Genomic DNA, 24,306 nt, shown 5'->3' with positions numbered 1-24,306 from the left:
TTCATCGATCCCCCCGGAGCGGCAGCATCAGCCGAATTGTCGTCCCGCGATCGCCGGACTCGGCGAGGACGAGTGATCCGCCGAGCGGCCTGACGTCATCGCAGATACGGCGCATCGTGGTGCCAGGTGCGGAGAATTCGTCCGCGGACAAGCCGGGCCCGGTGTCGCCGACCGTCAGGATCATGACGTCGTCCTCCAGGCCAAAGCCGAGGCGGACCGATCCGCCTCCGTGATCAACAGCGTTCTTCAGCAGGTCGACCAGGCCGCGTTCCAGCACCATCGCCCGGTCGTTCGGCAAAGTCAGGCCGCCCAGCCGAGGTGAACTGAGCAATGTGAGGCGGTCGCCGAACAGGCGGATCGCGTTTTTGAAGATGTCGACGGCACCGACTTGCGGATCTCCGAGAAGGAGCTGGCGTCTGCGCTCGTAGACGACGTTGCGCAGCTTCTGCGCGGCGTCGTCGGCGTTCTCGCCGGCCGCGATGCCGCGAACGGCGATCTCGACGTGAGTATGCAAATCGCCCAGGGCCGCCTCGTAGCTGCGCACCAGGGCTTCCGACTGAACGGTCACGGCGATGCGGCACAGTTTGGCAAGGCCCTTGCCCACCAGGTACCAGACCACCGCCCAGGCCGCGTATTGCCCGAGGCTTTTGATGTGGGCGCCAGTCAGGTTCCAGGAATTCATGGTGCCGACGATCAGCAAGGGATGGACGACGATCGCCACGATGAGGCCGGTTTCGATCGCCCACCGGCGGCGTCTTCCCCGAAAGCCTCCCCACGGATAGAAGGCCAGGACTGCCAACGGGATCAACGAGAAGTTCCCGACCTGGACGCCGTAGCCGTAGCCGGCGAAATCACCGGGAAGGAGCAGGTTCGCGATCGCCAACTGCATGACGAACATCTCGGCGATCCATACGCCGGTCCAAGCGTGGCCGCGAGTCAGCGGACCTCGACAGCGAACGACGGCCGCCGCCAGGACCAGGTGCCCCGCTGCCAATGCGAAGAGTACAGGGACACCGCCGGGACGGTAGCGGTCGTTAATGGCGGACGTCGCCAGGTTGGTTGCCTGCAGCAGCAGGGCCATCGCTTCGAACGGCCTGATCAACTTGTAGGTCGTACGCGCGCGCAAGACGGTGCTGTGCCCGGCTCCGGAGAAGTCCCTCATCAAGCGCCCTCCATACCGGGCCGGCGTGCCGTGCCGAGGACCCGGTCACCAAGAGATATCTCGTAGCACTCACCAGAGCCAGGGGACAAAAGTCCACGCACGACCAGTCGCCAGCATGCCTCGGCGCGTTACGCCATTGTGGTGCAGGACGACGCAATTGATCGAGAACACCCACCGCTCGCCGTCGAGGGTCGATCGTCGACCAGCCGAGACGGCCATCAGCAGTGCTGAGAACCTGGTGCGCAGGGCCGCACGGCCGAACACCATTTCGGGATGCAACCGCCGAGCCGGAGCGGCCGAACGTCGAGGTGGCTCGCAGCCGGCGAACAGTCCGCCGGCTGTAACGTCGGGCGATGCGGTCTCGACTAGTGGTCGTGTCACCGGAACCGGATCGAGTGCGGGACGTAGGCGACGAGAGCCGAATAGCGGTAATAGTCGTCGGCTACGGCAGCAGGCAATGGCTCGTGTCGTGCTTCAGTTCGATCATGGCCGACATTCCGGAGTCCGCTCTCGTCTATTTTGTCGACAACCGGTCAGGCGACGGCAGCAGCGAACTCGTGCGTTTCCAATTCCCTCGAGTGACTGTGATCCTGGAAAGCGGAAACCGCGGGTTCTCCGGAGGCTGCAACGACGCGCTGCTCATGGCCTTCGCGGCCGGCGCGCGCTTCGCGGTACTCCTCAACCCCGACACGCGGTGCCGCGAAGGATTCATCGGCGGTAGCACGACCTTCCTGAAGGAAAACCCGGACTTCGCGGCGGTCGGGCCGATGCAGATCCGGTACGGCCAGGAAGACCGCGAGCCCAACCGCTGGTCCACCCGGGTATTGGTGGCGGGACACCACGACGTGCTGCACGACTGGCTGCCCGCCACCCGTCGCGCGCCGGCGACGCCGTGGGACGGTTCGCCGCTGGTCGAGTGCCGCTACGTCCAGGGAGCCGCGATGGCCATCAGCGCAGACGCGGTGAGCGTGGTCGGCGGCTTCGAGGAATTGTTCGAAGTCTTCTTCGAGGAAGCGGACTTCTGCAGGAAAGCCCGGGCGGGCGGATTCCGCATCGGGATGCTGACCGGACTCTATGTCGAACATCGCGGTCGCGGAGTGCGAGACGGCGACCGCAACCGGATGTACCACCGGATGAAAAGCAGGTACATCTATGCCATGACCGACCACGAAACCTCGCCGGCGGACCGGCGGCGGTTGCTGGCGCGGTGGGCGTGGCTCGACTTCAGGGGGTGCCTCGCCGGACGCAACATCGACGGACCATTGCGGACGAGCGTCGTCCTGCGAGCCCTCGTCGCAGTCCTGACCGTTCTTCCTCAAATCCGCAGGCTGCGGCTCAGTCGGGCGATCGCGGCAGGAACCGCGTGACCGACCGCGACGGGCAACTCGTCCGTTCGACCGGCCACCCCGAGGTGTATCTCGTGGCCGGAGGCCAGGCACGGCACCTCACCGATCCGCGCACCTTCGAAGCGCTGAAGCTGAACTACTTCGACGTCGTGGAACTGCCGCCGGCGGAGATGGCGCGACTGCCCGTCGGCCCGCCGATCACGCTGTCCGCCGCCCCACCGGATGCCGGGCCGCATCGAGGCATGGGCGAACGACCGGGCAGCCTTCGCGAAACGGCCGGCAGACGCCGGAACATCCGGCTCGCGGCCGGCGTCGCCGCCCTCGCGCTGCTGCTGTTGTGCCTGGTGCTGTTCTTGCCCGGCATCCTTGTACCGGCCACGGGGCTCACCGCGGACGCCAGGATGCAGTCGATGTCCGGGGTCCGCACGAGCATCGTCCAACTCGTAGGCGGCATGGCGCTCGTCGCCGGGCTCTACTTCACCCTGCAGAACCTTCGTCTCAGCCGTCGCGCGTTTTCGGCCAGCACCAAGCAGCAGTCGATCGAGCGGTTCTCGCGGGCCGTCGAGTGTCTGGGAGACAAAGACCGGCTCGAGGTCCGGCTAGGAGGCATTCACGTTCTGCGCCGCATGGCCGAGGATTCGCCGGAAGACCGAGAGGTCGTCTCGCAGATTTTTTCCACCTTGCTGCGCGAACACCGCGGCAGCGGGAACACCGCGCGGCACGGACGGGCCGAACCGGACGTGACGGCCCTGGTCTCGTCACTCGACCGGCTCAACTGCCGGGACAGCAGTCTCGAACCGATCGACCTGTCGTGCGCGGACCTCGGGTACCTCCGATTGCGCGCACTGAACCTGACCCGCGCCGAACTGGCAGACGCCTCCCTGGAATGCGCGCGGATCGAGGCGCTCGACCTGACCGATGCAAACCTGATCCGCATCGACGGCCGAGGTGCCGATCTGCGGCGCAGCTCCATGGTCCGCGCGGTGGCCCGCAACGCGAACTTCGACGGAGCCGATCTGTCGTGGTCGGACCTGAGATTCGCGGCATTCATCCTGGCCAGCATGCGCAACTGCAGCCTGGTCGGCTGCGAACTCGACGGCGCGCTGCTTGTCGGGGCCGATCTGCGTGGAGCCATCTTGCGCAGCACCGACTTGTCGGGAGCTGATCTCTCCGGTGCTGACCTGCATGGCGCGAAGGTCGATCGCCAGACCTGCTGGCCCGCCGGTTTCGATGTAGAGACGGCAGGCGTCGAAACCGGCACTTGACGACATCCGAGGAGCGCACGGCCGGCCTGGCGATCGCCTGCGATCGGAGAAGCCGCCGTCTGGTCGACGAGCGCGCCGCTCCCCTGCCCTTGCCAGTACTCACCGGGTCCTCAAGCGAGAGTCGTACCGTCTGATACGAATCCAGCGATCCGTTGGCCGGATCTACTGGTCCGCTCGCGCATCCCCAATTTCGGCCAAGAAAGTCTCCCCGTCGCCCAACGGAGGGGCGATGTCGTCCTGTCGAGGGGTCACAATCGGCACCACAGTCACCAGCGCGGGGATGGCCTCAGGCTGCAGCGGATCCTTGCGGGAGCCGTCGCCTTCGGCGAACTGGCCAAGGGCGACATCAGCGCAGCCCGCACCGCCGCGGCCGCCATCGACCCGCCTTCGCCACTGTCCGAAGCGATCCGGCAAGCGACCTTGGCACGGACAGCGCTCCAGATCAGTGCCGTCGTAGCTATCGCACGTGCCGAACGCGACTGGCTCGACGCGCCGCAACGGACTGAAGTCCAAGCATCAGCTGGTGCGCAGGCACCGGCGATCAGCTACCACATCGAGGCAACCTCCGCGTCACGCTTAGCGCGGCGACGCCGACGTCCGAGGAGCCCGGTCACGGATCGGATGCCAGAGATGCTCATACTCGGAACGAACACCGCCCCAGTACGCCGATAGAGGTGATGGGTGGCATGCCGTAGACGAATCTGGCTATGCATAACCGATGCGCTCTGCACGCTTCAAGATAGCTACTATTCGGCTCGCGTCACGCTAAGTATCTCTCCGAGCCTTTTTAGCCCCTTTCCTTCTCCGTGAGGCAACATAAGCAAACCAAGCGAAAATGAGGGCAGAGACGACCAGGAAGCCAATACTCCACGCCGATGCCTGCTCAGTCACGCTCCGAGCCGCAAGGATGGTCATGCCCAACCACAGGAGACCCGCCAGCCGGACCGCGCCGTCAGACCGTGCCCACCGCGTCAGCGACGCGGTGGGCACGGTTCTGTTTCGACCTGGCTCGCCCTTCGGCTCACTCACGATTCGCTCGCTTGCCCTTGACGCCCGCATATGCGAACAATGCACTCAAAAGAGCGCAACCCGCACAGATCACAATGCCAAGCACAAGGTAAAGGGTCGTCGTGTGGTTGACGGCCATTACCGCGCCGATCACGGCGCCCACGAGCAGCGCCAAACTGGCAACGAAGATTCCGCGCGGGGGTGCCGGTTTAGTGCCGTCGTGGTTCATCGAGTTCTCCTATTCTGTTGACACCGTCGAATACATCAAGGACCCGTTGGAGACAGGGACACGCCTGCAATTCCTGCGGCGCAGCCTACCCCCAAAAGTACTGTATGAGTAATTGCCTCGCCAGCGGGGACGTACGCGCCCGCATACGTTGCGAAAACGCCGAAGGTACGTTCGGCGCCGACCGCGCCTGAGACGCAACCGTACGCGCCCTTGAGGACTTTGCCCGCGGTGCTCAGCACACTCTTCCAGCTGAAATCGCCTGTGGGGTCGGTGTTGTTGATGGGGTCGTTGTGGGCGTAGGCGTAGTGGTTGGCTTCTTGTCCGGTGGGGTCGGGGGTGAGGAAGCGGCCCCAGCCGGGGAAGTACCAGCGGTAGCCCAAGAGCATGTCGACGCCGTACTGGTATTGGCCGAGATAGTGGAACGGGTTGTCGGCCGCGTTGGGTCCGGCGGCGGTGCTGCCGCCGTAGGGGGCATAGCGATAAGTCGCAGCCACGGCCCCGGCAGTGGAGATGAGGGCGATGACGCTGCCCTGGTAGTCGGTGACGACGTTGTAGCGCGTCCCGGCGCCGGTTTTCTCGGTGACAATGGTGCCCTTGGGGTCGCGGGCGAGACTGGTGCGGGCCCCGTTGTGCACGGCTTGGGTCATGCCCAGCGCGGTGGTGGTGAACCGGTCCGTGGTGGTTCCGCCGCTGGTGGTGTAGGTGAGCTGATGAGGTTGGGTTTGGTCGAGGGTGTCGTAGCTGGCGGTGAAGCTGTTGCCCGCGGCGTCGCTGCCGGAGACGAACTGACCCGTGTCGCTGTAGTTGTTGGTCTCAGTCGGGTTGCTCGACCCGGTGAGGTTTCCGGCGGTGTCGTAGCTGCGGGCGCGGCCGTCGCTGACGAGCTGATCTGCGGCGTTGTACGTGAAGCTCGCCGCACCGAGGTTGGTCATGTTGCCGGCATTGTCGTAGGCGTAGCCGGTCGCGCCTGCGGTCTTCAGGCGCTGCAGGCTGTCGTAGGCGTAATTGGTGGTGCCGGTGCCGTCAGTCGCGGACTGCATCTGGTCGGAATCCGAACCGTCGGCTCGGGTGTACTTGTAGGTGCTTTGCAGCAGCTGGGTTCCAGTGCTGTTCTTGACGGTGAGGCTGATCTGGCGGCCGGAGTTGTCGTACCCGTTGGTCTGAGTGCCCGCTCCGGGCCAGGTGGTGCTGGTGCGACGGTCGGCGTTGTCGTAGCCGAACGTCGTGGTCTGCCCGAACGGATCCGCCAGCGAGGTGAGCCGGTTCGCCGCGTCGTAGCCGTACGCAGTAGTGCCACCCGGGTCCGTCGTGCCGGTGAGGTTGCCGGCGAGGTCGTAGCCGTAGGCGACGTGCTCGTCCGGGCCGGCGTCGTCGCTGCGAATGTCGGACAGCACCTGCCCGCCTGTGTCGTACGTGAAGGCGTGGGTGGCAGTGGCTGTGTCGCGGCGGATGAGGCTGCCGTTGTGATCGTAGGCCGCGGCCTGCAGCACGGTGTCGTCGCTGTGCCTCGTGACGGACACGACGCGGTCGAGCTTGTCGTAGCCGTAGTCCAGCCGGATTCCGCGCCCGTCGGTCACCGAGGAGATCCGCGACAGGGAGTCGTACGTATAGCGCGTAGTCCCGAGCGGCGTAGGCGGCGTGACGGTGGTGAGGTTTCCGGCGTTGTCGTAGGCGTAGCTTGTGAGGTGGCCGTTGCCGTCGACGCTGGTCGACACCTGCCCGAACGGCTGGGTGTAGGTCAGGGTCTGCAGGTCGGCGTTGAGCCCGTCGGAGCGGATTTTGGTGACGTTGCCAGCGTTGTCGTAGCTGCGGGAGATCCTGTCCCCGGCCGGATCCGTCACCGTAGTCGGCAGGTGCGGGTGCGCGGCGTCGGTGTAGCCGACACTGGTTTTCGCGCCAGTAGGCAGCTGGGTGCCGATGAGGTTGTTGAGCGGATCGTAGCTGTTGGTCGTCGTGTTGTTCAGCCCGTCGGTCGTGGTCTCCACGTCGCTGTTCGCGGTCCACTTCGCCGCCTGCACGTGGCCGAGTGCGTCAGTGGCCGAAGTCTGCCGCCCCTGGCTGTCGTACTTGTACGTCGCCGAATGCGAATTCGGGTCAGTCTCGGTGGTCTGGCCGCTCCCGTAACCGAACATGGTGTTCGCTGTACCCGCTTGCCGCGGCACTGACACCTTCGTGACCCGGTGCGAGGCGTCGTACGTGAAGCTGTACGCGGTGCCGTTGGGGTCCTGGATCGATGCCAGGTCTCCGGTCGGCGTCCAGGTCAGGTGCATCGAGGTGCCGGAGCGGTCGGTGAAATCGGTCAACTGGGACGCGGTGTTGTACCGGTAGGTCGCCGCCGTGGTGCCGGTCGGGTCGGTGATCGCCGAGACCAGCCCGTTGCTGTAGCCGAACGTGGTGACGCGGCCCTGGGTGTCGGTGATCGACGCGGTGGTGCCGTCGGAGTTGTAGCGCGGCGTGACGGTGTTGCCGTTGCGGTCGGACTCCGACAGCAGCCAGCCCGCCGGACTGAACGTCCAGCGCTCGTTGGAACGGTCGAAGATCAGGCTGTACTTGCCGTCCGAACCCTTGCTCAACTCGGCGTGCACGCCGGGAGCTTCGGTGTAGCTGCCGTCGGACTTGTGCGTGAAAGTGGCGCAGTAGCCCGAATCGCCGTGCAGCACCACATCGGCACCGTTGAAGGTCAGGCCGACGTCCTGGCCGTGGCTCAGCGTCCAGCCCGTGCCGAAGCTGCCGTTGCCCGGACGCTGGTTGTTGTACACCTGGCTCAGGGAAAGGTTCTCGCCAGTGCCTTTGACCGTCAGCTGCCGCTGCCTGATGGTCAGGTTTCCGTCGTGAGTGTTGACCGAAGCTTCCATTCGGTCGGAAATCTTGAACCTCTCCAACGGATACTGCGGCAGCAACCCCGTCTCGTTTGCCCCGCACGGCGCGACCGCGGCGGCGCTCACACCGGGCTTGTAACCCGGCCGCCAGTTCGCGGCCGGCGGCTGGCCCCCGGTGGGCGTGTGGTTCACCGTCGTCGGCGGAGTCCACACCGTCGACGGCGGCGCCACCTTACGCGGTGCGGCGGACGCCGCGTGCGGTATAGCGACCACCAGCGCCCCCAACGTCACGGCGGAAACCGCCAAGGCAGATCTGTGCCTCATATTCTTCCCCTCGAACGAACTGAGTGCAGCACGAACCGCGCCGGGACAACCAGGCCCGAGGTCTACAGGCCATGCACGACACCAGAACGGCGCGGCAGAACACGATCATGCAAACGGCTTCATCGCCGCGAGCGCTTGCTTCGTCACAACAACAGACCGAAATGACCGTTAAATTCCCTTACTTCACTCCTGCGGAGCAGCGGCAGTGGACTGGACCTCCTTAGCCCACCGCTTCCGGACGAGTCGGACCGCCAACCGCGAAGACGCGGAAACCCTAGCCAGCAAAGAAAAACCTCGCGTTTAACACCGTTCTGCCAGCGATACAGAGGTAAAAGCGAAGAGTTCAGCGGAACGCCGCTCTGCATCAAGACGAAGTCCGCTCCGCGGCCCAGAGACGTCATCCGGATCCATCCACCCCGTGGCCGCTCCAACCCCGTCTGACCATGACCGAACGACACCATGAAACAGAACCTCGGTGCCGCCGCCGAATGACACGCGGTCGGCGCGAGGGACAGCCACCGACACTGTCGTCCGCCAACCGGTGCCCGCAGAGCGCGCAGCCACCAGCACGGTCAGTGGTGGATCAGCCGATGGCGTGACGCGTCGCCAGCCAGGCCTCCACGAGGGAACGGGCGCGGACCGCACGCAGCCCAGCACACCCCGGACGGGACTGTGAACGCCGCGGAGCCTCCGTGTGAACCGACTGTCCCGACCGCAGGTGACGCCCCGTCCCGCACAGCCGGTCCACACCGGCCGGACGAGCCGATCCGCGCCGTAGCGGCACCGCGTGGGGAGCGCTCCAGACAGAACGCGTTCCGCGCCACCGATCCTCGCAGGAGGACATCATGGCTGGCGACACGGTCATCACGATCAGCGGCAACCTCACCGCGGACCCCGAACTGCGTTTCACCGCGAACGGCACGTCCGTCGCGAACTTCACCATCGCCTCCACGCCCCGCACTTTCAACAAGCGGACCAGCGAATGAGAGGACGGCGAGGCGCTGTTCATGCGCTGCACGGCGTGGAAGCACCTGGCCGAGCACATCGCGGAGTCCCTCAAGCGGGGAGCCGGCGTCCTCGCCCAGGGACGTCTGCGGCAGCGCACCTTCGAGACGCGGGACGGCGAGAACCGTATGTCGACGACATCGGCCCTCGCTCTGCTACGCCACCGCCAAAGTCACCAAGGCCACCCGCCAGGCCGGCGACGCCCAAGCCGAGACCGACCCATGGACAACCGCTCCCGAACTGGGGGAGCCAGTCGATCGGGCAAAGATCACCGCTCGCACCGCCGGAAGCCACAACCCGGAAGTTTGTCAGCGTTCCGAACGAGCCGAGCCCGAGGAATGCGAACAAACCACGTCAAACAGTGGATCACCTACCACGGTGCCCCGACCAACCCCGACGACGCGACCCCAGTCGTGCCACGGGCACGACTGGTCTCATTCTCGCCGATTTGGCGTGCTCGCCGCATGCCAGCGAAGCGGAAGGAAGACTCGGCACTCACCAGCTGCTGGGCAATACCCTCGCGTCGCGTCGAAGCTCAGAGGGGTGGACGACGTCGTTGCGCATGGCGGTGGGGCCGGACGATCCCGAGAAGCAGGCCGCATAGTCCGGCCCACCGCCGGTTGAACATCAACTGTCAGTCCGCAAACTCGCTCGCTGTTTCCAAGCTTCGAACAGGGCGAGTGCAAGCCAATGACCGTAGCGACGAGCCATGTCCTCCGCCGTCTCCCGATCTACGTCATTGGTTCGACGAAGCGGATCAGCACCACGAACGAGAAGGTAAGTCGTAATGTCGACATGCAATGGATTTCTCGTTTGCGTATGACCATCGCCTTCAACCTCGATGGCATGATGCAAAAGCGTCATCCCATTGCATTCTTCGTCGACGTCGACGCCTTTGTCCAGCAGGTTCCGCAGAGCAGGAAGGTCACTCATCTCGACCGCAATATGCGCAGGCGTCATATATTCAACCACAACAACACCCTGTCCACCGCATGTGACATCTACTTTAATCCCCGGAAATTCTTTGTTGAATTGATGGATCACCATCCTACACGACGAACAAGCGGGCAACTCCGTGTAAAAACTCACTGTACCGCGAACCGAGGCCGAGGGTGACCCAATCGGTTCGCAACATAGGTCAAGATTTTAAGCCCTGTATCCAGTTCCCGATCATTTGAACCGGCCGGAAAAGCCATATACCTGTGCGAGTTTCCATCCACGCCAGGCCTGGGAACTGTCCCACCCCGCTCAGGCGTCCCACTTACTGAGGTCAAGCTCATCGAACCCTGGCCATCGATCGAAACTTCGGCTGCAGCAATATTCGCGTCAGCTCGAACCGGCCCGGCCGACGCACCGAACTCCCTGATCGCTTTGGCCACCGCCTGCGCAAGATTCCGAGCAGCTTCCGCTTTCGATCCCGCACCAACCGGACTGTTCTCCACGACAATCGTGGCCACTCCTGCTTTTTCTGCGTCGCGGCGTGGTAGCGAAAAGCGGGAACGATGCAAACCCACTCCAAGGTGTCCTGTCCGGACACGGCCTGGGCCTGGCTGCGCGCCGGGCCCAGGCGTTGCCTCGCTCAGGAGCAGATCGCCTTGTCGATCAGCGAATAAAAAGTGGCGTTGTCGGGTCCGCGACCCAACGTCAGCGACGCTTCCACGCGGCGCTTCCCGTCCGCGCTGGTGAACGCGACCGTCCCGTAGCCGGGAATCCCGCCGGTGTGGCCGAAAACCGGAATCCCGCACGGAGTGGTCCGGGTCTGCAACCCGAGGCCGTACTCGTCGGTCGCTGATCGTGGGGTGGTCATCTGCCGCAGCAGCGCCGGGGGAACGAGCCGCCCGGCCGCGAGCGCTTCGACGAACTTGTCCAGGTCCGCGGTGGTGGAGATGATCTCGCCCGCGGCACCGGCGACGCTCGGGTTCAGCTCGCTGACGTCGACCAGCTTCCCGTTCATTTCCTGGTAACCGTGTGCGTGGCGGCCGGGAATCCGGGTGCGGTCGCCTGGAACCGTCGTGTCGTGCATGCCGAGCGGGCGCAGGATCCGCTTGGCCACCTCGTCGCCCCACGCGTGCCCGGTGGTCCGCTCGATCAGCATGCCGAGCACGGTGTAGTTGGTGTTGGAGTACGAATACGCACTGCCCGGCGGGAAATCGAGCGGGTGCGCGGCCGCGATGGCGACCAGCCGCTCCGGCGAAAAGTGCTGGTAGCGAACCTTCTCCAGATCGGTGCCGGCAAGGGAGACCGTCCGGAGGTAGTTGTAGAGCCCGCTGGTGTGCTGCAGGAGCATCCGCACGGTGATTTCCTTGCCTCGCGGCAGCAGTCCGGGCAGGTACTGCTCGACCGGGGCGTCGAGCCCGAGCCGGTGCTCGGCGACGAGTTGCAGGGTCACCGTGGCGACGAACGACTTGGTCGTGCTGCCGATCCGGAATCGTCCGGTCGGCGAGAGCGGCTTTCGAGAGTCCAGTTCGGACACTCCGGCGGTCACGGTGCGGGCGTGTCCATTTCGGACCGAGCGGATCTGTACGCCAGTGGCGCCGGCCGCGACCGCTTCTTGCGCGACCGTGCGCACGGGGTCAGTCGTGGTCGGGGCAGCGGGGGCGAGCAGGGCAGCGGTCAGCACAAACGGCACAGTGGTGAGCATCGGTTTCCTCGTTCCGTATCGGGTACTCAGCGGCAGAAGACTTTGTCGAGCAGGGCGCGCGTCCAGTCGAAGTCCGGGCCGCGGCCCAGCGTCACCGAAGCCTCGACACGCTGTTTCCCGTCCGGACTGGTGAAGGCGACGGTCTGAAACCCGGGAATCCCGCCGGTATGCCCGAACACGCGCACGCCGCACGTGGTGTCCGGGGTGCGCAATCCGAGCCCGTACTGCTCGGTCGCGGACCACGGTTTGATCATCTGCGCCAGCAAGTCCGGCGGTACCAGCCGCCCCGCTGCCAGCGCCCGGACGAACTTGTCCAGGTCCGCGGTGGTGGAGATCATCTCACCGGCCGACCAGGCGACAGTCGGGTTCAGCTCGGTGACGTCGACCAGCTCGCCGTTCATCTCCTGGTAGCCGTGCGCGTGCGGCCCCGGGATGCCGGTCCGGTCCTCGGGAACCGAAGTGTGGTGCATCCCGAGCGGGACCAGGATGCGCTGCGCCGCTTCGGCGCCCCACGCGTGTCCGGTGGTCCGCTCGATCAGCATGCCGAGCACGATGAAGTTGGTGTTGGAGTAGGCATGTTTGCTGCCGGGCGGGAAATCCAGCGGTTTGGCGGTCGCGATCGCGACCATCGACTCCGGCGAATGGTGCTGGTACCGGATCTTCTGAAAGCCCGCCCCGAGCAACGGCAGGGACTCCGTGTAGTCGTAGAGCCCGCTTGTGCGCTGCAGGAGCATCCGCACGGTGATGTCGCTGCCGTGCGGCAGCAGCCCGGGCAGGTAGCGCTCGACCGGGGCGTCGAGCTGGAGACGGCGTTCGGCGACGAGTTGCAAGACCACAGTGGACGTGAACATCTTGGTCGCGCTGCCGATCCGGAATCGTCCGGTCGGCGAGACCGGCTTTCGGGAGTCCAGTTCGGACACTCCGGCGGTCACGGTGCGGGTATGTCCCCTTTGGACCGAGCGGATCTGCACACCGGTCGCGCCGGAGGAAACGATCTCCTGCGCGAGCGTGCGAACCGGGTCCGCGACGGCGGCAGCGGGAACGGCGGGCGCGAGCAGCGAAGCGGCCAGCGCCAACGACACAGCGGGCAGCACCGGCGTCAGTCCTTGTTCCGCACGGCGAACCGCACGATCAGGATCACCAGGCACGCCACCGCGATCCCGCCAGCGATCATCCCGAACATGCTGTCCAGCCCGGTGAAACCACCGATCAAGTTCGTCGCGGCGCTGGCGATGAAGATCAGCCAGAGCAGGGCAGTGACTGTCGGGCCGCCGATCTGGCGGCTGTGCGAAACTTCCTGTTCCATGCCGAAAACACTAGAAACCGCCGGTGTCCGCCACCATGCCTTAAACCCCCAACTTCACGGTAGCGCCAGCGCTACCATTTTCCGTTCAGACAGGCCAGCACTCGCCGGTGTTCATTGTCCTCCGGCAGTCGCGGCTTCGCGAAGATGTCGCGGACGCGCTTGAGCACCGTGCCGTCGCTGGCCACATACTGCGCGCACTGCCGAATCGTTGCCGGAAGAGAAGCTGTCGGCGAGGCGTCCGCTCGAGTAGCTATGACGCGCCGTGGCCAGGAAGTGGTGCCGGTTGCGGGTCGAGGCGTTCGCGGACAAACGATTCGACCGTGTTCCACTGCCAAAGTCTGCCGTGTTGTCCGGGTCGCGGCATGTCGTCGGTTGAATAGGCGAGGTCTCCGGCAGATCGGTTCTCGACCAAGACAATCGATGGATGTCGGAGACCTCGCGGCCACCCCTGGCCGGTAATCCCATTCCGGCCGTTAGCTCGCGATGACAAGCCGACGAATACGCCCGCCACTGTTCCGCCAACGTCGTCTCGCGGAATGCGGGGACCAACGCCGACGGCGGGAGCGCTGTCGTCCCACCGACCGCTACGGCATCGTTCCCTGCCCGCTCCTGCCAGGCGAGGCGACAGCGGACTCCCGGCTATTGATGTTCTGGCTGCGGCCGACGCACGGCCATGACGACGGCGGCAGCCGCGACGAGCGCGCTGGCGCCCAGGACCAGCCACGCTGCCTGGCCCATCCGCAGATACAGCCAGCCGCCGGCGGCTGGGCCGAACGCGGTGCCGGCGCCGACCATGAACTGGAAGCTGCCGATGTAGCGTCCTTTCTGATTGCCTCCCACGACCGCGGGGTAAGAGAAAAACGTTGGTCCGCTGAAGATCTCGCCCAGCGACCACAAAGCGGTGCCGGCGATGATGATCGCGGGCAGCGGAGGCAACCCGTACACCACCATGCCGGCGCCCAGCAGCACCATGCCGAGCCCGAGTGCCACGTATTTCGGCCAGCGCTGCGTCACTTTGGTCATCAGCAATTCGAAAGCGATGACGATGAACGCGTTGAGTGAAACCGCGGCCGTGTACCAGATCGTGTCGAGTCCGGCGGAACGCACCATCAACGGCAGGGTCGACAGGTACTGGACGTAGACGGCGGAGTAAATGAAGGTCGCCAGCAGGAACAGCAGGAAGCGGCGGTCCTGGAGAAGGGCGAGGTAACCGCCTGGCCGGAGCGGGTCGGCGGGGCCGGGCTGGACCGGGGCCGAGGGAGTGCCGGGCGACGCGGGCGCCAGCACGCGCCAGGCTGCCGCGGCGAAGAGCACGGCGATCAAGGCCTGGCCCCAGAACATGAAGTCGTACTTCTGGTGGTCGAGGTTGATCAGACCGTAGCCGACCAGCGGCGCCGCCATCACTCCGACGTTGATGGCGAACCGGTAGATCGCGAAGATCATCACCTGGCTGTGCGCGGGAGTGCGCTCCGACAGCAGCGTCGACGAGGCCGGACGGAACATCTGCGCGCACAGGCCGGCCAGGGCGACCGCCGCGAGGATCAGGCCGTAGCCGGGCAGGAACAGCAGCGCGACGGTGAACACGCCGGTGCCGCCCATGCTCAGCACGATCACCGCGCGCGGTCCCAGCCGGTCCACGAGGGTGCCGCCGATGAGGGAGCCCGCGATCCCGCCGCCGCCGTAGACTGTCAGCCCGAGCACCGCCTGGCTCGACGAATAGCCCAATGAGGCCACGTACAGCACGAGAAACACGTTGAGGGAGCCGCTGAGCCGGTTGAGCAACACGCCGAACAGCACAGTCCGGACCGCCGCCGGCGCCTGTCCGAAGGTGGACCAGATCCCCGCTTCGGGAGCCGGCTCGGTCTCCGCGCCCGCGGTGCCCGCCTCACTCATCGGCGGCCACCGCCGGGCTGATCCGGATCCGCAGCGCGGCTCGCACCCGCTGTTCGAGTTCGTCCAGTTCGGCCGGAGACGGTGCGTCGATCAGGAACGTCACGGCCCGGTCGTCGGACTGGGCGAGACGGGAGAGGGCCTGGCCGCGTTCTTTGAGGACCAGCACGCAGCGCAGCGCGGGCGGATCCTCGGGAGCCCCCGGTTCGATTTCGGGCCACGAGCCGTGTTCGCCCACCCAGCGCGGTTCGACGCCGGGCCAGTCCAAGAGCACGTCGTCGAGCCTGCCTTCGGCGTGGTCGAGGTAGACCTGGCGCGCGTGCCGCCGCGGCGCGGGATACGCGGCGGGCTTGCCCAGGGCCACGTTGAGGATCTGCGGTTCGAGCGGCTCGCCGGTGGCGAGGGCGTAGAGCGTCATCAGGCCGTCGCCCGGGGTCCGGCAAGCGACCTCCATCAGCACCGCCCGACCGGACTCTTCCACCCGCCATTCCGCGTGCGTGGTCCCGTTCTCGAACGCCAGCCGATCGAGCATCCGCTGGTTCGCCGCCAGCAGGACGTCCCGTACGTCGTCGCGGTCGCTCGGCACGGTGTGCGCGAGTTCGACGAAGGTGCGCAGGTGGGATTCGGTGGTCTCCTTGCGGGTAACCGAGGCGAACAGGGTCTCCCCGTCCTGCACCAGGCTCTCGACCGAGAACTCCTGGCCGGCGATCTTCTCCTCCACCAGCACTGTCTCGTGCGCGGGATAGGACTCCAGCTGCGCCCGCAGCTCGTCCCGGCCGCGGACGGTGACCACTCCGGAGCTGGAGGTCCGGGCCGCGGGTTTGACGACCGCGGGGAAGCGCACCGCCGCCAGGTCCGCCGCACCGCGCTGCTCGGGCGCGACGACCACCGAGGCCGGGCTGAACTCCCGGAGATACCACCGTTGCAGGTATTTGCTCCGGCAGGCACGGGTCGCCCGGGCGCCAGGCCCCGGCACACCGAGGCCGTCGGCCAGCACGCCGGTCGGCTCGACCAGGGTCTCCCCGATCGCGTAGGCGCCGACGATGTCGTACCGGTCCCGCCAGCCGAGCGCGGCCGCGACGACGCCCGCGGTGAACGAGCCTTCGCGGTCCAGCGCTCCGTCCACGAAGCCGACTTCCTCGATCAGCGCGGCCGGATGCGCGGGATCGGCTTGGCTGGCCAGCGCCTCGTCCCGGAAGCGCGCCGGGGTCAGGAAAAGAACCTTCAGGCCCTCCTGGGCCAGCGTGCGCAGGAACAACGGGTTGCGGCCGACGACGAAGAAAGCGCCGCTGAGGATGAACGCCCTGGGTTTCATGGTTGTTCACGGTAGGGTCGCGACGCTTCGGCGACCGCCGAAGCGTCCGGGGCCAGCAGACCGTTCTTCACGAGTGCGTTGGTGACCCGCTCGGCTTTGAGCGCCACCATGCTGAACGAACTGGACGAGTCGAGGCCGTGCGACGCCTCGCCCGCGCTCGGCACGAACACGAGCGGATTCGCGCCCTCGACCGTGGCGAGCGAGAAGTCGTGGTTGACCACGGGACGACCGCGGCTGTCCGTCCGCAGCACCACGGCTATTCCTCAGCAGCCCAGTCACCGCGATTGTCCGAACGCTCGAATCGAAGCCTCTCGAAGTTCGCAGCTGTTCAGGCGGCGACGGCGGCGAGACCGAGGGGCTTCATCGTCGTCCGCTGACGCCGCGGCATGAGACCTGAGGTCAGGTCTCAGCACGACGGGCGCTAGACCTCAGCCAGCCATTCCCAGTCACCGGGCACAGCTCGCAGTCGCGTGAAACCTTCTTCCAGGCAGCCACCGAGACTGGACGATTCAGTACGGATAAAACTCCGCCCACCGAGCCCTGGACCCGACATCACCAACGTCCAAGGCTTACCGCCTTCCGCCATTCTCTCGTCATCCACCTTGAGGATCACGGTGACGCCCAAGCGACCCAGCTTCTCCATGAGCCGCGCGATATCCGTCACTTTGCTCCGCTCCCCCGGGCAAGATCAGCGCCAATGATCCAAATTTCGTACTCCTCGGTTGTCGCCCCGCAAATCGCTCGACCGTCCATGGACATCGCCACAAATTCAGGCTCGCCAGGATAGGTGACGAGATGGCGCGCAGGAGAAAAATCTTGACCGCGGCGGACGTGAGCCCACGGCATGCTTCCGATCCGCTCACCCGCGACGCTGATCAAAAAATGGCCGTCGCTCCCGAAAATTCCGAGCTCTTCCGCGGTCGCCTCCCAGCCACGGTCGACTTCGCTCAGATATTCGTCCACATCAGACTCGTGGCTGACGCGAACAGCCGGAACAGCATCGCCCCTGGCGACAATTCTCCAGGCGCTCTCCGGAGAAGGGTCATCGAAAGAGCAGCTAGCCTCCACCACTACAAGACCCGCGTCGCGAAGCATCTTGTTTCGAAGCTTCTCTTCCGGAAAGCACTCATTCATTACAAAAGCATAGTCGATGACCATCAAAACCCGGAAGCGCTCGACCCTTCCCGCAACGATCGCCCCGCGGAGACGGTCGTTGCGGGAAGCGGGGACGCCTACACCGCGTCAATGAGCTCGGCCACCGCCTCCGAACGCGGCTGGAAGACGTCCAGCACACCCACTGCCCGCAAGGTCGGGACCAGCTCCTTGAGCTGACCGACGATCTGCTGGTGCTCGGCACCTCCCGGTTCGACCTGCTCAAGTTGCTTCACATTGGCCACGAACGCCGCGACGGCGCCTTTGCGGACCTCGAGCCCGCCGAGGGTGGTGCGGTCGACGCCGTCGGGCAGGACGTCTTCGGGGCGGATCGGCTTCGGCATGATTCCTCCTGAATATGCGTGCACCGTGCACGCAGTTGCGACCCTAGCGCATGTGCGTGCGCGGTGCACGTAAAATTGCGGACATGACACAGGACACCCCGGCGCACGCCGACGCGCAGCGCATCGCTTCGGCGATCGGCACGCTGCTGCTGCGAGCGAACCGGATGCACCTCTACGACACGCTTCTCGAGGGACACGCCGGCATCGACCGGTGGACTTACCCGGTGCTCTCCGGCCTCGCCCGGATCGGGCCATCTTCCGCCAGCGAGCTCGCGGATCAGATCGGCTTGGATCGCACCGTGACGACCCGTTACGCATCCCGGCTCCAGGCGGCGGGGCTGTTGACCAGGCAACCCAGCCCCCACGACCTGCGAGCCACCGTGCTCCAATTGACCGCGGAGGGCGAACGTTGCATCCAGAGGTTGCGCGGACGGCTCAACGATCTCGTGCTGGAGGCTCTTCCGGGCTGGTCGCCCAGCCGGATTCATGCCTTCGCGCGGGACTTCGATCAGGTCGTGCAAAACCTCATCGGGACACCGGCTGCTGGAGACCCCCCAGTCGCCTGAATTTGGGGTAAGGCCCGCTCGAGCTCACCGGCCCAGCAACGCCTTCGCGATATGGGTCACCTGAATCTCGTTGCTGCCCGCGTAAATCATCAGCGATTTCGCGTCCCGCGCCAGTTGCTCGACCCGGTATTCGGCCATGTAACCGTTGCCGCCGAAGAGCTGCACCGCCTCCATCGCCACTTCGGTCGCCGCTTCGGAGGAGTACAGCTTCATCGCGGAAGCTTCGGCTAGGGTGATCTCCTTGCCCTCGCGCATTTTCTCCAGGCCGGAAAACACCATGTTCTGCACGTTGATCCGGGCGATCTCCATTTTCGCCAGCTTGAGCTGGACGAGCTGGAAGCGGCCGATCTCCTGGCCCCACAGGGTTCGAGTCTTCGCGTAGTCCACGCACAACCGGTGGCATTCGTTGATGATGCCCAGCGCCAGCGCGGCCACACCGATGCGCTCCAGCGCGAAACCAGACTTGACCTCGTCCGCGCTGTCGCCGGTGGCACCGCCGGGTTCTTTCTCGCCGAGGAGCCGGTCTTGGCCGAGTTTGACGTTGTCGAAGAACAGTTCGCCGGTGGGCGACGACATCATTCCCATCTTCTTGAACGGTTTGCCCTGGGTCAGGCCGTCCATTCCCTTGTCCAGCACGAAGGTCAAGACCTTGCGCGCGCGTGGATCGGTGCCGTCGCCCTCGTCCAGCTTGGCGTAGACCACGATGACGTCCGCGAAGGGACCGTTGGTGATGAACGTTTTCTGGCCGTTGAGAAGGTAGCCGTCGCCGTCGCGGCGGACGGAGGTTTTCATGCCGCCGAACGCGTCGGAGCCGGAGTCCGGTTCGGTGATCGCCCAGGCTCCGACGTGCTCGAACGTGGCCAGTTTCGGCAGCCAGCGTTCCTTTTGCGCCAGGGTGCCTTTCGCCAGGATCGTCTGCGCGGTGAGGCCGAGGCTGACCCCGATCGAGGCGACCAGCCCGAGGCTGACTCCGGCCAGTTCGCTCGCGGCGATGACCGCCATCGCTTCCTGCCCGCCGAACGCGCTCCCCCGGCGGGGCGGTTTCGGCTCGCCCGCCGCGAGCGCGGCTTCTTTCCGTCGCTGGCTTTCCAGCAATTTCGCGATGCCTTCCCGCGCCATGGCGTCGATGCCGAAGCTGGCGAACAGTTTCCGGATGAGGTCGTACGGCGGGAGTTCGCCTGATTCCAGTTCGTCCGCGCGCGGGCGGATCTCCTTGTCCACGAACTCGCGGACGGCGTCGCGGATCAGGATTTCGGTCTCGGACCACTCGATCATGGAGTTCTCCCGCGAGAAAGGGAATTCAGGCCCAGCCGGCGAGCCGGGATTCTACTTCGGACAGTGTCCACGCCTGATCGGTCTCGGTCGTCTCGGCGACGGTCCATCCCTGGAGTTTTTGGATGCAACCGCCCTGCACGGCGAAAACCTGGCCGGAGTGCGGGCATTTTTCCGTGGCCAGGTAGGCGACCAGCGGGGCGATATTGGCCGGGGAGAAGGCGTCGAACTCGCCTTCGGGCACCTCTTGGGCGAAAATCGCGCCCATTCCCGGGGTCGCCAGCGTGAGCCGGGTGCGGGCGATCGGCGCGATCGCGTTGACGCGCACGCCGTAGCGTTCCAGTTCTTCGGCAGCCACCAGGGTGAGCGCGGCGATCCCGGCTTTCGCGGCGCCGTAGTTCGCCTGTCCCGCGTTCGGCACGGTGACCCCGGACGCCGACGCGGTGTTGATCACCGACCCGGCGACCTGCTCGCCCGCCTTCGACCGCGCTTTCCAATACGCCGCCGCGTGGTGCAATACGGCTGCATGTCCCTTGAGGTGTACGTTGATGACCGAATCCCATTGTGCTTCGGTCATTCCGGCCACGAACGCGTCGCGCAGGATGCCCGCGTTGTTGACCACCACGTCCAGCTTGCCGAATTCGGCCACCGCCTGCTCGACCAGCGCCTTCGCCCCATCCCATGAGGCGACGTTTTCGGTGCTGGCAACCGCTTTTCCACCGGCCGCGGTGATCTGTTCGACCACTTCTTGGGCCGGGCCCGCGTCGGAGCCCGCTCCGTCGTTGGCGCCGCCCAGGTCGTTGACGACGACGCTCGCTCCCTCGCTGGCGAACAACAGCGCGTGCTCCCGGCCGATTCCGCGACCCGCGCCGGTGATGACGGCTACCCGTCCGTCCAGTTGTCCCATGGTGATTCTCCTTGGTACGCAGGGGTTTCCGCGCGGTCAGTCCGCCAGCTCGGCGAGACCGTCCTTGAGCACAACGGTTTCGCCCACCGTGGTCTCGTAGGCATACGAGGTCGCGCCGCCGGCCGACCCGGCCTTCCAGACGCGGGTGGTGATGTTCTGGCCGGGCAGCACTGGTTTGGCGAAACGCACCGCAAGCCGCTTCAACCGGCCGGTGTCCGAGCCGCCGACCTCGGTCAGCACCGCCCAGGAAGCGAAGGCCATCGTGCACAGGCCGTGCACGATGATCCCCGGCAGCCCGGCGGCCTTCGCGATCTCCTCGTCCAGATGGATCGGCATCGGGTCGCCAGCGGCCGGGCCGTACCGGAAGGTCTGGTCGTCGTCGATGTGCTGGGTCCGGACGGCGACCGGTTCCCGTCCGCGCAGGGACTCGTCGAACCGGTGCTCCGGCGGCTGCGTGCCGACGGTGTCGCCGGTGTCGAAACCGCGGACGAAAAAGGTCACGTACTGTTCGTTGACCAGACCGCCGTCCTGGTCGCGCGTTTCCAGGTAGACACAGGCCGCGGTGCCGCTGCTCAGCCCCTTCCAGCCGGTCATCTTTCCCTTGGCGACCAGCTGGTCGCCGGGCCGGATCGGGCGGTGGAAACGGAAGTCCTGTTCGCCGTGCAGCACCTTGCCGAGCAGCGCGGTCGGCACCACCTCCAGCGCCGGTTCCAGCAGCGACTGGAACACCGGGACGATCGCGAACACCGGGCTGGCGACGTCCCCGGCGCGGTGGGCCGGGACGGGGTCGTTGGTCGCTTCGGCGTACTCGGCCAGGCGTTCCCGGGTGACCTCGAAAGAGGTTTCCTCGGTCCAGGCGTCGAGCCCGTTCCGGTCGAACTGGAGTGCGGTGTCGGCCATTGTCTCGATGCTCCTTTGCGGGCCGAGGGAATTAGCTGACCAGCGCGGCGAATTTGCCCAGCGAATCGTCGAGCTGTTTCTTCGCGTCTTTCTCCACGGCTTTGCCCATCGCGCCGACGATCATCTGCCCTTCGAATCCGGCGGCGATAGAAGCTTTGGAGCCGCTTCCCTCAGACTCGACGGAGAGCGTGAAAGTGCATTTGACGCCCGCCATGCCGACTCCGGAAATGACCAGCCGGTTGGGCGCGTCGTACTCGTCGACCGTCCACGTGATGGTGTTCGGCATGCCGAGCATGGTGACCACCTGGGTCGCCTGGGCGCCCTTGCTGAACTCGGCGGGCACCTCGCCCTTCCACTTGCTGTGAATGGTCAGCCAGTGCTCGAAATTCCGGGGATTCGAGAATTCGGCCCAGACCCGCTCCGGCGGGGCGGCGAGTTCGGCGACGGCGTTGACCTGACCCATGGTTCCTCCTGGTTGCTGGCGGGGAATGCGCGGTTCAGCGTTCGGCGCGCTGGTAGGCGGTGACCACGGCGGCACCGCCGAGGCCGATGTTGTGCTGCAGTGCTGCGGTGACGCCGTCGACCTGGCGGGCGCCCGCCGTGCCGCGGAGCTGCCAGGTGAGTTCGGCGCACTGCGCGAGGCCGGTGGCGCCGAGCGGATGTCCTTTGGAGATCAGACCGCCCGACGGGTTCACCACCCACTTGCCGCCGTAGGTGGTCTCGGCGTTGTCGATCAGGTGCCCTGCCTCGCCCTCGCCGCAGAGCCCGAGCGCTTCGTAGGTCAGCAATTCGTTGGCGGAAAAGCAGTCGTGCAATTCGATGACTTGAAAGTCGGCGGCACCGAGCCCCGACTGCTCGTACACCTTGCGCGCGGCCTGGACACTCATGTCGTAACCGACGATGTTCTTGGCGGTTCCGTCGAAAGTGGAGCGGAAATCGGTCGTCATCGCCTGGCCGACGATCTCCACTGCCTGGCCGGCGAGCCCGTGCTTGTCCACAAAGGACTCACTAGCCAGAACCGCCGCGCCCGAGCCGTCCGAGGTCGGCGAGCACTGCAGTTTGGTCAGCGGGTCGTAGACCACGCGCGAATTCTTGATGTCGTCGAGGGTGTATTCGTCCTGGAACTGCGCATACAAATTATGCACCGAGTGCCGGTGGTTCTTCTCGCCGATCTTTGCGAAGTGCTCGGCCGTGGTGCCGTACCGCTGCATGTGCTCGCGGCCCGCCGCGCCGAACATCCACGGTGCGGGCGGGAAAAGCACCTCGGAGATCTCGGCGAGGGCCTGCATGTGGTTGCCCAGCGGCTGTTCCCGGTCGTTGAACGTCGAGCCGAGGGAACCCGGCTGCATCTTCTCGAAACCGAGCGCCAGCGCGCAGTCCGCCTGACCGCTCTTCACCGCCTGGGCGGCGAGGTAGAGCGCGGCCGAGCCGGTCGAGCAGTTGTTGTTGACGTTGACCACCGGGATGCCGGTCATCCCCAGTTCGTAGAGCGCGCGCTGGCCGGAGGTGGATTCGCCGTAGACGTACCCGGCGTAGGCCTGTTCGACCAGGTCGTAGGTGATCCCGGCGTCGGCGAGAGCGTTGGCGCCGGACTCCTTCGCCATCTGCGGGTAGTCCCAGTCCGGACGGCTTCCCGGCTTCTCGAACTTCGTCATGCCGACACCGACGACGTACACCTTGTTCGCCACCCGCGGACCTCCTCGTCGTCTGCCCACCGGACAGCCGCGGCGCTGCCCACGGCACAAACATACATGCCGTCCTGTATTTATCAAGACCAAGCGACAGGCCACTACGGCAATCCGGAGAGCAGGCTGCAGGACAGGAGGGATTTGCGGCCTTGAACTTACAAACAGACTTGAAGGTAAGTTCGGCTCGTTGGGTAGAGGTTATTCGGCGGGCTTGCGCACAAGCTCGACCCCGGCGGCGGAGAGCACCTGCTCGCCGACGATCTTGAGGTGCGCCTTCGCGCGCCGCCACCGCTGGTCGAGCTGGGCGTCGCCGACCACGCTGCTGCCCATCAGGATCCCGCGCACCGTGTCCATCGCGGTGTAGGCCCAGTGCAGGAACTGCGGATGGTCGGCGAAACCCGGCACCAGTTCCGCGCCGAAGCTCAGGAGCGCGGCGTCGACCATCGGCTCCACCTGGCGCATCTTGGCCCGCAGGTCCGGGTCGGTGCGCGCGGCCGTCCAGAGTTCGGCCGTGGCCGCGAAAATCGGGCCCTGATGGGTGTCCCAGAGCAGGTCGAGCGCCGCGTCGAGGACGTCGTCCGCTCCGCGCAGCCGGTCCACCTGCTCCAGCGCGGCATTGGACCGTTTGACCGCGAGATGCCGGACGGCGGCGGTCACCAGGTCGTTCTTGGTGCGGAAATGGTGCACCTGCGCGCCTCGGGTGACCCCGGCGAGTTCAGCGACGCGCGTCGTCGTGGTCCCCGCGTAGCCGTATTCCACCAGGCAGTCGATCGTCGATTCCAGCAGGCGCTGCCGCGTCGCCGCAGTACGCTCTTCCTGCGTACGGCGACTGGGGCGATTCTGCACGACCGACACAGCAAGCAGCCTAGCAATCCGTCCGGTCCGCGCCGCCTGGGAAGGTCCGCGCACCGGCGGGTGGGGTCATTTCAGACCCACGTGGGCGCGGGCCGCCGCTTCCGGGCGGCCCGGGATCAGGGCGCGGGTCAGCGCGTCACGGCTGATGTTCGACGGATGACGCCGCGCGTTTTCGGCGTCCTCAGCGTGCTCGCGGCCTGGCTGCGCGACCGTTCCGGTGGCGCTGACGGCGATCACCCGCGGATTCCGCCGTCCGCCGCCGGAGATGACCTTCGAAGAACAGCACCGGAAACTGCCTGCGCGAACTGATCC

23 protein-coding genes and 1 pseudogene are annotated in these 24,306 nt (G+C 66.0%); 4 read left to right on the top strand and 20 right to left on the bottom strand.

Translation table 11 applies throughout. The features are described 5' to 3' along the window. Nucleotide 1: 1 nt before the first annotated feature. Nucleotides 2-1,162 (bottom strand): sensor histidine kinase, encoded by a 1,161-nt coding sequence (locus ACZ63D_RS19395; RefSeq protein WP_465355701.1) that lies wholly within the window; start codon nt 1,160-1,162, stop codon nt 2-4. Between the two features lie 353 nt (nt 1,163-1,515). Between ACZ63D_RS19395 and ACZ63D_RS19390 the strand changes: the two genes are divergently transcribed. Continuing rightward, on the top strand, nt 1,516-2,529 hold the full coding sequence (locus ACZ63D_RS19390) for a glycosyltransferase family 2 protein (protein WP_465355700.1): 1,014 nt from the start codon (nt 1,516-1,518) through the stop codon (nt 2,527-2,529). Then, complete coding sequence (locus ACZ63D_RS19385; RefSeq protein ID WP_465355699.1) at nt 2,526-3,773, top strand: pentapeptide repeat-containing protein; 1,248 nt, start codon at nt 2,526-2,528, stop codon at nt 3,771-3,773. The genes ACZ63D_RS19390 and ACZ63D_RS19385 overlap by 4 nt, the downstream gene beginning before the upstream one ends. Nucleotides 3,774-4,794: 1,021 nt before the next feature. Here the strand turns inward: ACZ63D_RS19385 and ACZ63D_RS19380 are convergent. Then, on the bottom strand, nt 4,795-5,010 hold the full coding sequence (locus ACZ63D_RS19380; protein ID WP_465355698.1) for a hypothetical protein: 216 nt from the start codon (nt 5,008-5,010) through the stop codon (nt 4,795-4,797). 35 nt (nt 5,011-5,045) lie between these two features. Then, nucleotides 5,046-8,153, bottom strand: coding sequence for an RHS repeat domain-containing protein (locus ACZ63D_RS19375; protein WP_465355697.1), 3,108 nt, complete (start codon nt 8,151-8,153; stop codon nt 5,046-5,048). Nucleotides 8,154-8,998: 845 nt separating this feature from the next. On the opposite strand from ACZ63D_RS19375, the pseudogene ssb reads away from it, so the two are divergent. Further along, nucleotides 8,999-9,404: pseudogene (ssb, locus tag ACZ63D_RS19370) on the top strand (single-stranded DNA-binding protein); the annotation flags it as partial. Between the two features lie 381 nt (nt 9,405-9,785). Here the strand turns inward: ssb and ACZ63D_RS19365 are convergent. The 10 genes from ACZ63D_RS19365 to ACZ63D_RS19320 form a co-directional block, all read right to left on the bottom strand. Beyond that, a complete protein-coding gene (locus ACZ63D_RS19365; protein ID WP_465356293.1) occupies nt 9,786-10,280 on the bottom strand; it encodes a deaminase domain-containing protein in 495 nt (164 codons plus the stop codon). 457 nt (nt 10,281-10,737) lie between these two features. Continuing rightward, a complete protein-coding gene (locus ACZ63D_RS19360; protein WP_465355696.1) occupies nt 10,738-11,799 on the bottom strand; it encodes a serine hydrolase domain-containing protein in 1,062 nt (353 codons plus the stop codon). Nucleotides 11,800-11,825: 26 nt separating this feature from the next. Further along, entirely contained in the window at nt 11,826-12,893 is a 1,068-nt protein-coding gene (locus ACZ63D_RS19355) for a serine hydrolase domain-containing protein (protein ID WP_465355695.1), read from the bottom strand. Between the two features lie 5 nt (nt 12,894-12,898). After that, a complete protein-coding gene (locus tag ACZ63D_RS19350) occupies nt 12,899-13,105 on the bottom strand; it encodes a hypothetical protein (RefSeq protein WP_465355694.1) in 207 nt (68 codons plus the stop codon). 639 nt (nt 13,106-13,744) lie between these two features. Continuing rightward, nucleotides 13,745-14,998, bottom strand: a complete 1,254-nt coding sequence (locus ACZ63D_RS19345) for an MFS transporter (protein WP_465355693.1) — start codon at nt 14,996-14,998, stop codon at nt 13,745-13,747. Beyond that, nucleotides 14,991-16,310 (bottom strand): ATP-grasp domain-containing protein, encoded by a 1,320-nt coding sequence (locus tag ACZ63D_RS19340; protein WP_465355692.1) that lies wholly within the window; start codon nt 16,308-16,310, stop codon nt 14,991-14,993. The genes ACZ63D_RS19345 and ACZ63D_RS19340 overlap by 8 nt, the downstream gene beginning before the upstream one ends. After that, complete coding sequence (locus ACZ63D_RS19335) at nt 16,307-16,564, bottom strand: hypothetical protein (protein WP_465355691.1); 258 nt, start codon at nt 16,562-16,564, stop codon at nt 16,307-16,309. The genes ACZ63D_RS19340 and ACZ63D_RS19335 overlap by 4 nt, the downstream gene beginning before the upstream one ends. 167 nt (nt 16,565-16,731) lie before the next feature. Continuing rightward, nucleotides 16,732-16,974 (bottom strand): hypothetical protein, encoded by a 243-nt coding sequence (locus ACZ63D_RS19330; RefSeq protein ID WP_465355690.1) that lies wholly within the window; start codon nt 16,972-16,974, stop codon nt 16,732-16,734. After that, complete coding sequence (locus tag ACZ63D_RS19325; protein WP_465355689.1) at nt 16,971-17,468, bottom strand: hypothetical protein; 498 nt, start codon at nt 17,466-17,468, stop codon at nt 16,971-16,973. The genes ACZ63D_RS19330 and ACZ63D_RS19325 overlap by 4 nt, the downstream gene beginning before the upstream one ends. Before the next feature lie 74 nt (nt 17,469-17,542). Then, the gene (locus ACZ63D_RS19320) at nt 17,543-17,806 is read right to left on the bottom strand and encodes a hypothetical protein (RefSeq protein ID WP_465355688.1); all 264 of its coding nucleotides are present in this window, start codon (nt 17,804-17,806) and stop codon (nt 17,543-17,545) included. 83 nt (nt 17,807-17,889) lie between these two features. On the opposite strand from ACZ63D_RS19320, the gene ACZ63D_RS19315 reads away from it, so the two are divergent. Then, the gene (locus tag ACZ63D_RS19315; protein ID WP_465355687.1) at nt 17,890-18,372 is read left to right on the top strand and encodes a MarR family winged helix-turn-helix transcriptional regulator; all 483 of its coding nucleotides are present in this window, start codon (nt 17,890-17,892) and stop codon (nt 18,370-18,372) included. Nucleotides 18,373-18,396: 24 nt separating this feature from the next. Here ACZ63D_RS19315 and ACZ63D_RS19310 read toward each other — a convergent pair whose 3' ends face one another. From ACZ63D_RS19310 to ACZ63D_RS19280, 7 genes are all read right to left on the bottom strand, one after another. Next, nucleotides 18,397-19,647, bottom strand: a complete 1,251-nt coding sequence (locus tag ACZ63D_RS19310) for an acyl-CoA dehydrogenase family protein (RefSeq protein WP_465355686.1) — start codon at nt 19,645-19,647, stop codon at nt 18,397-18,399. Nucleotides 19,648-19,672: 25 nt separating this feature from the next. Further along, complete coding sequence (locus tag ACZ63D_RS19305; RefSeq protein ID WP_465355685.1) at nt 19,673-20,551, bottom strand: SDR family oxidoreductase; 879 nt, start codon at nt 20,549-20,551, stop codon at nt 19,673-19,675. Between the two features lie 36 nt (nt 20,552-20,587). Further along, on the bottom strand, nt 20,588-21,451 hold the full coding sequence (locus ACZ63D_RS19300; protein WP_465355684.1) for a MaoC/PaaZ C-terminal domain-containing protein: 864 nt from the start codon (nt 21,449-21,451) through the stop codon (nt 20,588-20,590). 31 nt (nt 21,452-21,482) lie between these two features. Beyond that, nucleotides 21,483-21,914 (bottom strand): type II toxin-antitoxin system Rv0910 family toxin, encoded by a 432-nt coding sequence (locus tag ACZ63D_RS19295; protein ID WP_465355683.1) that lies wholly within the window; start codon nt 21,912-21,914, stop codon nt 21,483-21,485. A gap of 34 nt (nt 21,915-21,948) precedes the next feature. Next, on the bottom strand, nt 21,949-23,139 hold the full coding sequence (locus tag ACZ63D_RS19290; protein WP_465355682.1) for a lipid-transfer protein: 1,191 nt from the start codon (nt 23,137-23,139) through the stop codon (nt 21,949-21,951). A 198-nt stretch (nt 23,140-23,337) separates the two neighbouring features. Further along, nucleotides 23,338-23,994 carry a TetR/AcrR family transcriptional regulator gene (locus ACZ63D_RS19285; RefSeq protein ID WP_465355681.1) on the bottom strand — a complete coding sequence of 219 codons (657 nt, stop codon included), beginning with the start codon at nt 23,992-23,994 and terminating at the stop codon, nt 23,338-23,340. Between the two features lie 66 nt (nt 23,995-24,060). Continuing rightward, the gene (locus ACZ63D_RS19280; RefSeq protein WP_465355680.1) at nt 24,061-24,231 is read right to left on the bottom strand and encodes a hypothetical protein; all 171 of its coding nucleotides are present in this window, start codon (nt 24,229-24,231) and stop codon (nt 24,061-24,063) included. Nucleotides 24,232-24,306: the final 75 nt, after the last annotated feature.

The organism is Amycolatopsis sp. NPDC104775, assembly GCF_055583325.1.
The sequence above is the reverse complement of the archived record's forward strand: the minus strand, read 5'-3'. Positions and strand labels throughout refer to the sequence as shown.

Bases quoted from the DNA above. Each gene is read 5' to 3' on its own strand.
- ACZ63D_RS19395 (WP_465355701.1), bottom strand. From the start codon at position 1,162: ATGAGGGACTTCTCCGGAGCCGGGCACAGCACCGTCTTGCGCGCGCGT.
- ACZ63D_RS19390 (WP_465355700.1), top strand. From the start codon at position 1,516: ATGCGGTCTCGACTAGTGGTCGTGTCACCGGAACCGGATCGAGTGCGG.
- ACZ63D_RS19380 (WP_465355698.1), bottom strand. From the start codon at position 5,010: ATGAACCACGACGGCACTAAACCGGCACCCCCGCGCGGAATCTTCGTT.
- ACZ63D_RS19375 (WP_465355697.1), bottom strand. From the start codon at position 8,153: ATGAGGCACAGATCTGCCTTGGCGGTTTCCGCCGTGACGTTGGGGGCG.
- ACZ63D_RS19360 (WP_465355696.1), bottom strand. From the start codon at position 11,799: ATGCTCACCACTGTGCCGTTTGTGCTGACCGCTGCCCTGCTCGCCCCC.
- ACZ63D_RS19350 (WP_465355694.1), bottom strand. From the start codon at position 13,105: ATGGAACAGGAAGTTTCGCACAGCCGCCAGATCGGCGGCCCGACAGTC.
- ACZ63D_RS19345 (WP_465355693.1), bottom strand. From the start codon at position 14,998: ATGAGTGAGGCGGGCACCGCGGGCGCGGAGACCGAGCCGGCTCCCGAA.
- ACZ63D_RS19340 (WP_465355692.1), bottom strand. From the start codon at position 16,310: ATGAAACCCAGGGCGTTCATCCTCAGCGGCGCTTTCTTCGTCGTCGGC.
- ACZ63D_RS19325 (WP_465355689.1), bottom strand. From the start codon at position 17,468: ATGGTCATCGACTATGCTTTTGTAATGAATGAGTGCTTTCCGGAAGAG.
- ACZ63D_RS19320 (WP_465355688.1), bottom strand. From the start codon at position 17,806: ATGCCGAAGCCGATCCGCCCCGAAGACGTCCTGCCCGACGGCGTCGAC.
- ACZ63D_RS19315 (WP_465355687.1), top strand. From the start codon at position 17,890: ATGACACAGGACACCCCGGCGCACGCCGACGCGCAGCGCATCGCTTCG.
- ACZ63D_RS19310 (WP_465355686.1), bottom strand. From the start codon at position 19,647: ATGATCGAGTGGTCCGAGACCGAAATCCTGATCCGCGACGCCGTCCGC.
- ACZ63D_RS19305 (WP_465355685.1), bottom strand. From the start codon at position 20,551: ATGGGACAACTGGACGGACGGGTAGCCGTCATCACCGGCGCGGGTCGC.
- ACZ63D_RS19300 (WP_465355684.1), bottom strand. From the start codon at position 21,451: ATGGCCGACACCGCACTCCAGTTCGACCGGAACGGGCTCGACGCCTGG.
- ACZ63D_RS19295 (WP_465355683.1), bottom strand. From the start codon at position 21,914: ATGGGTCAGGTCAACGCCGTCGCCGAACTCGCCGCCCCGCCGGAGCGG.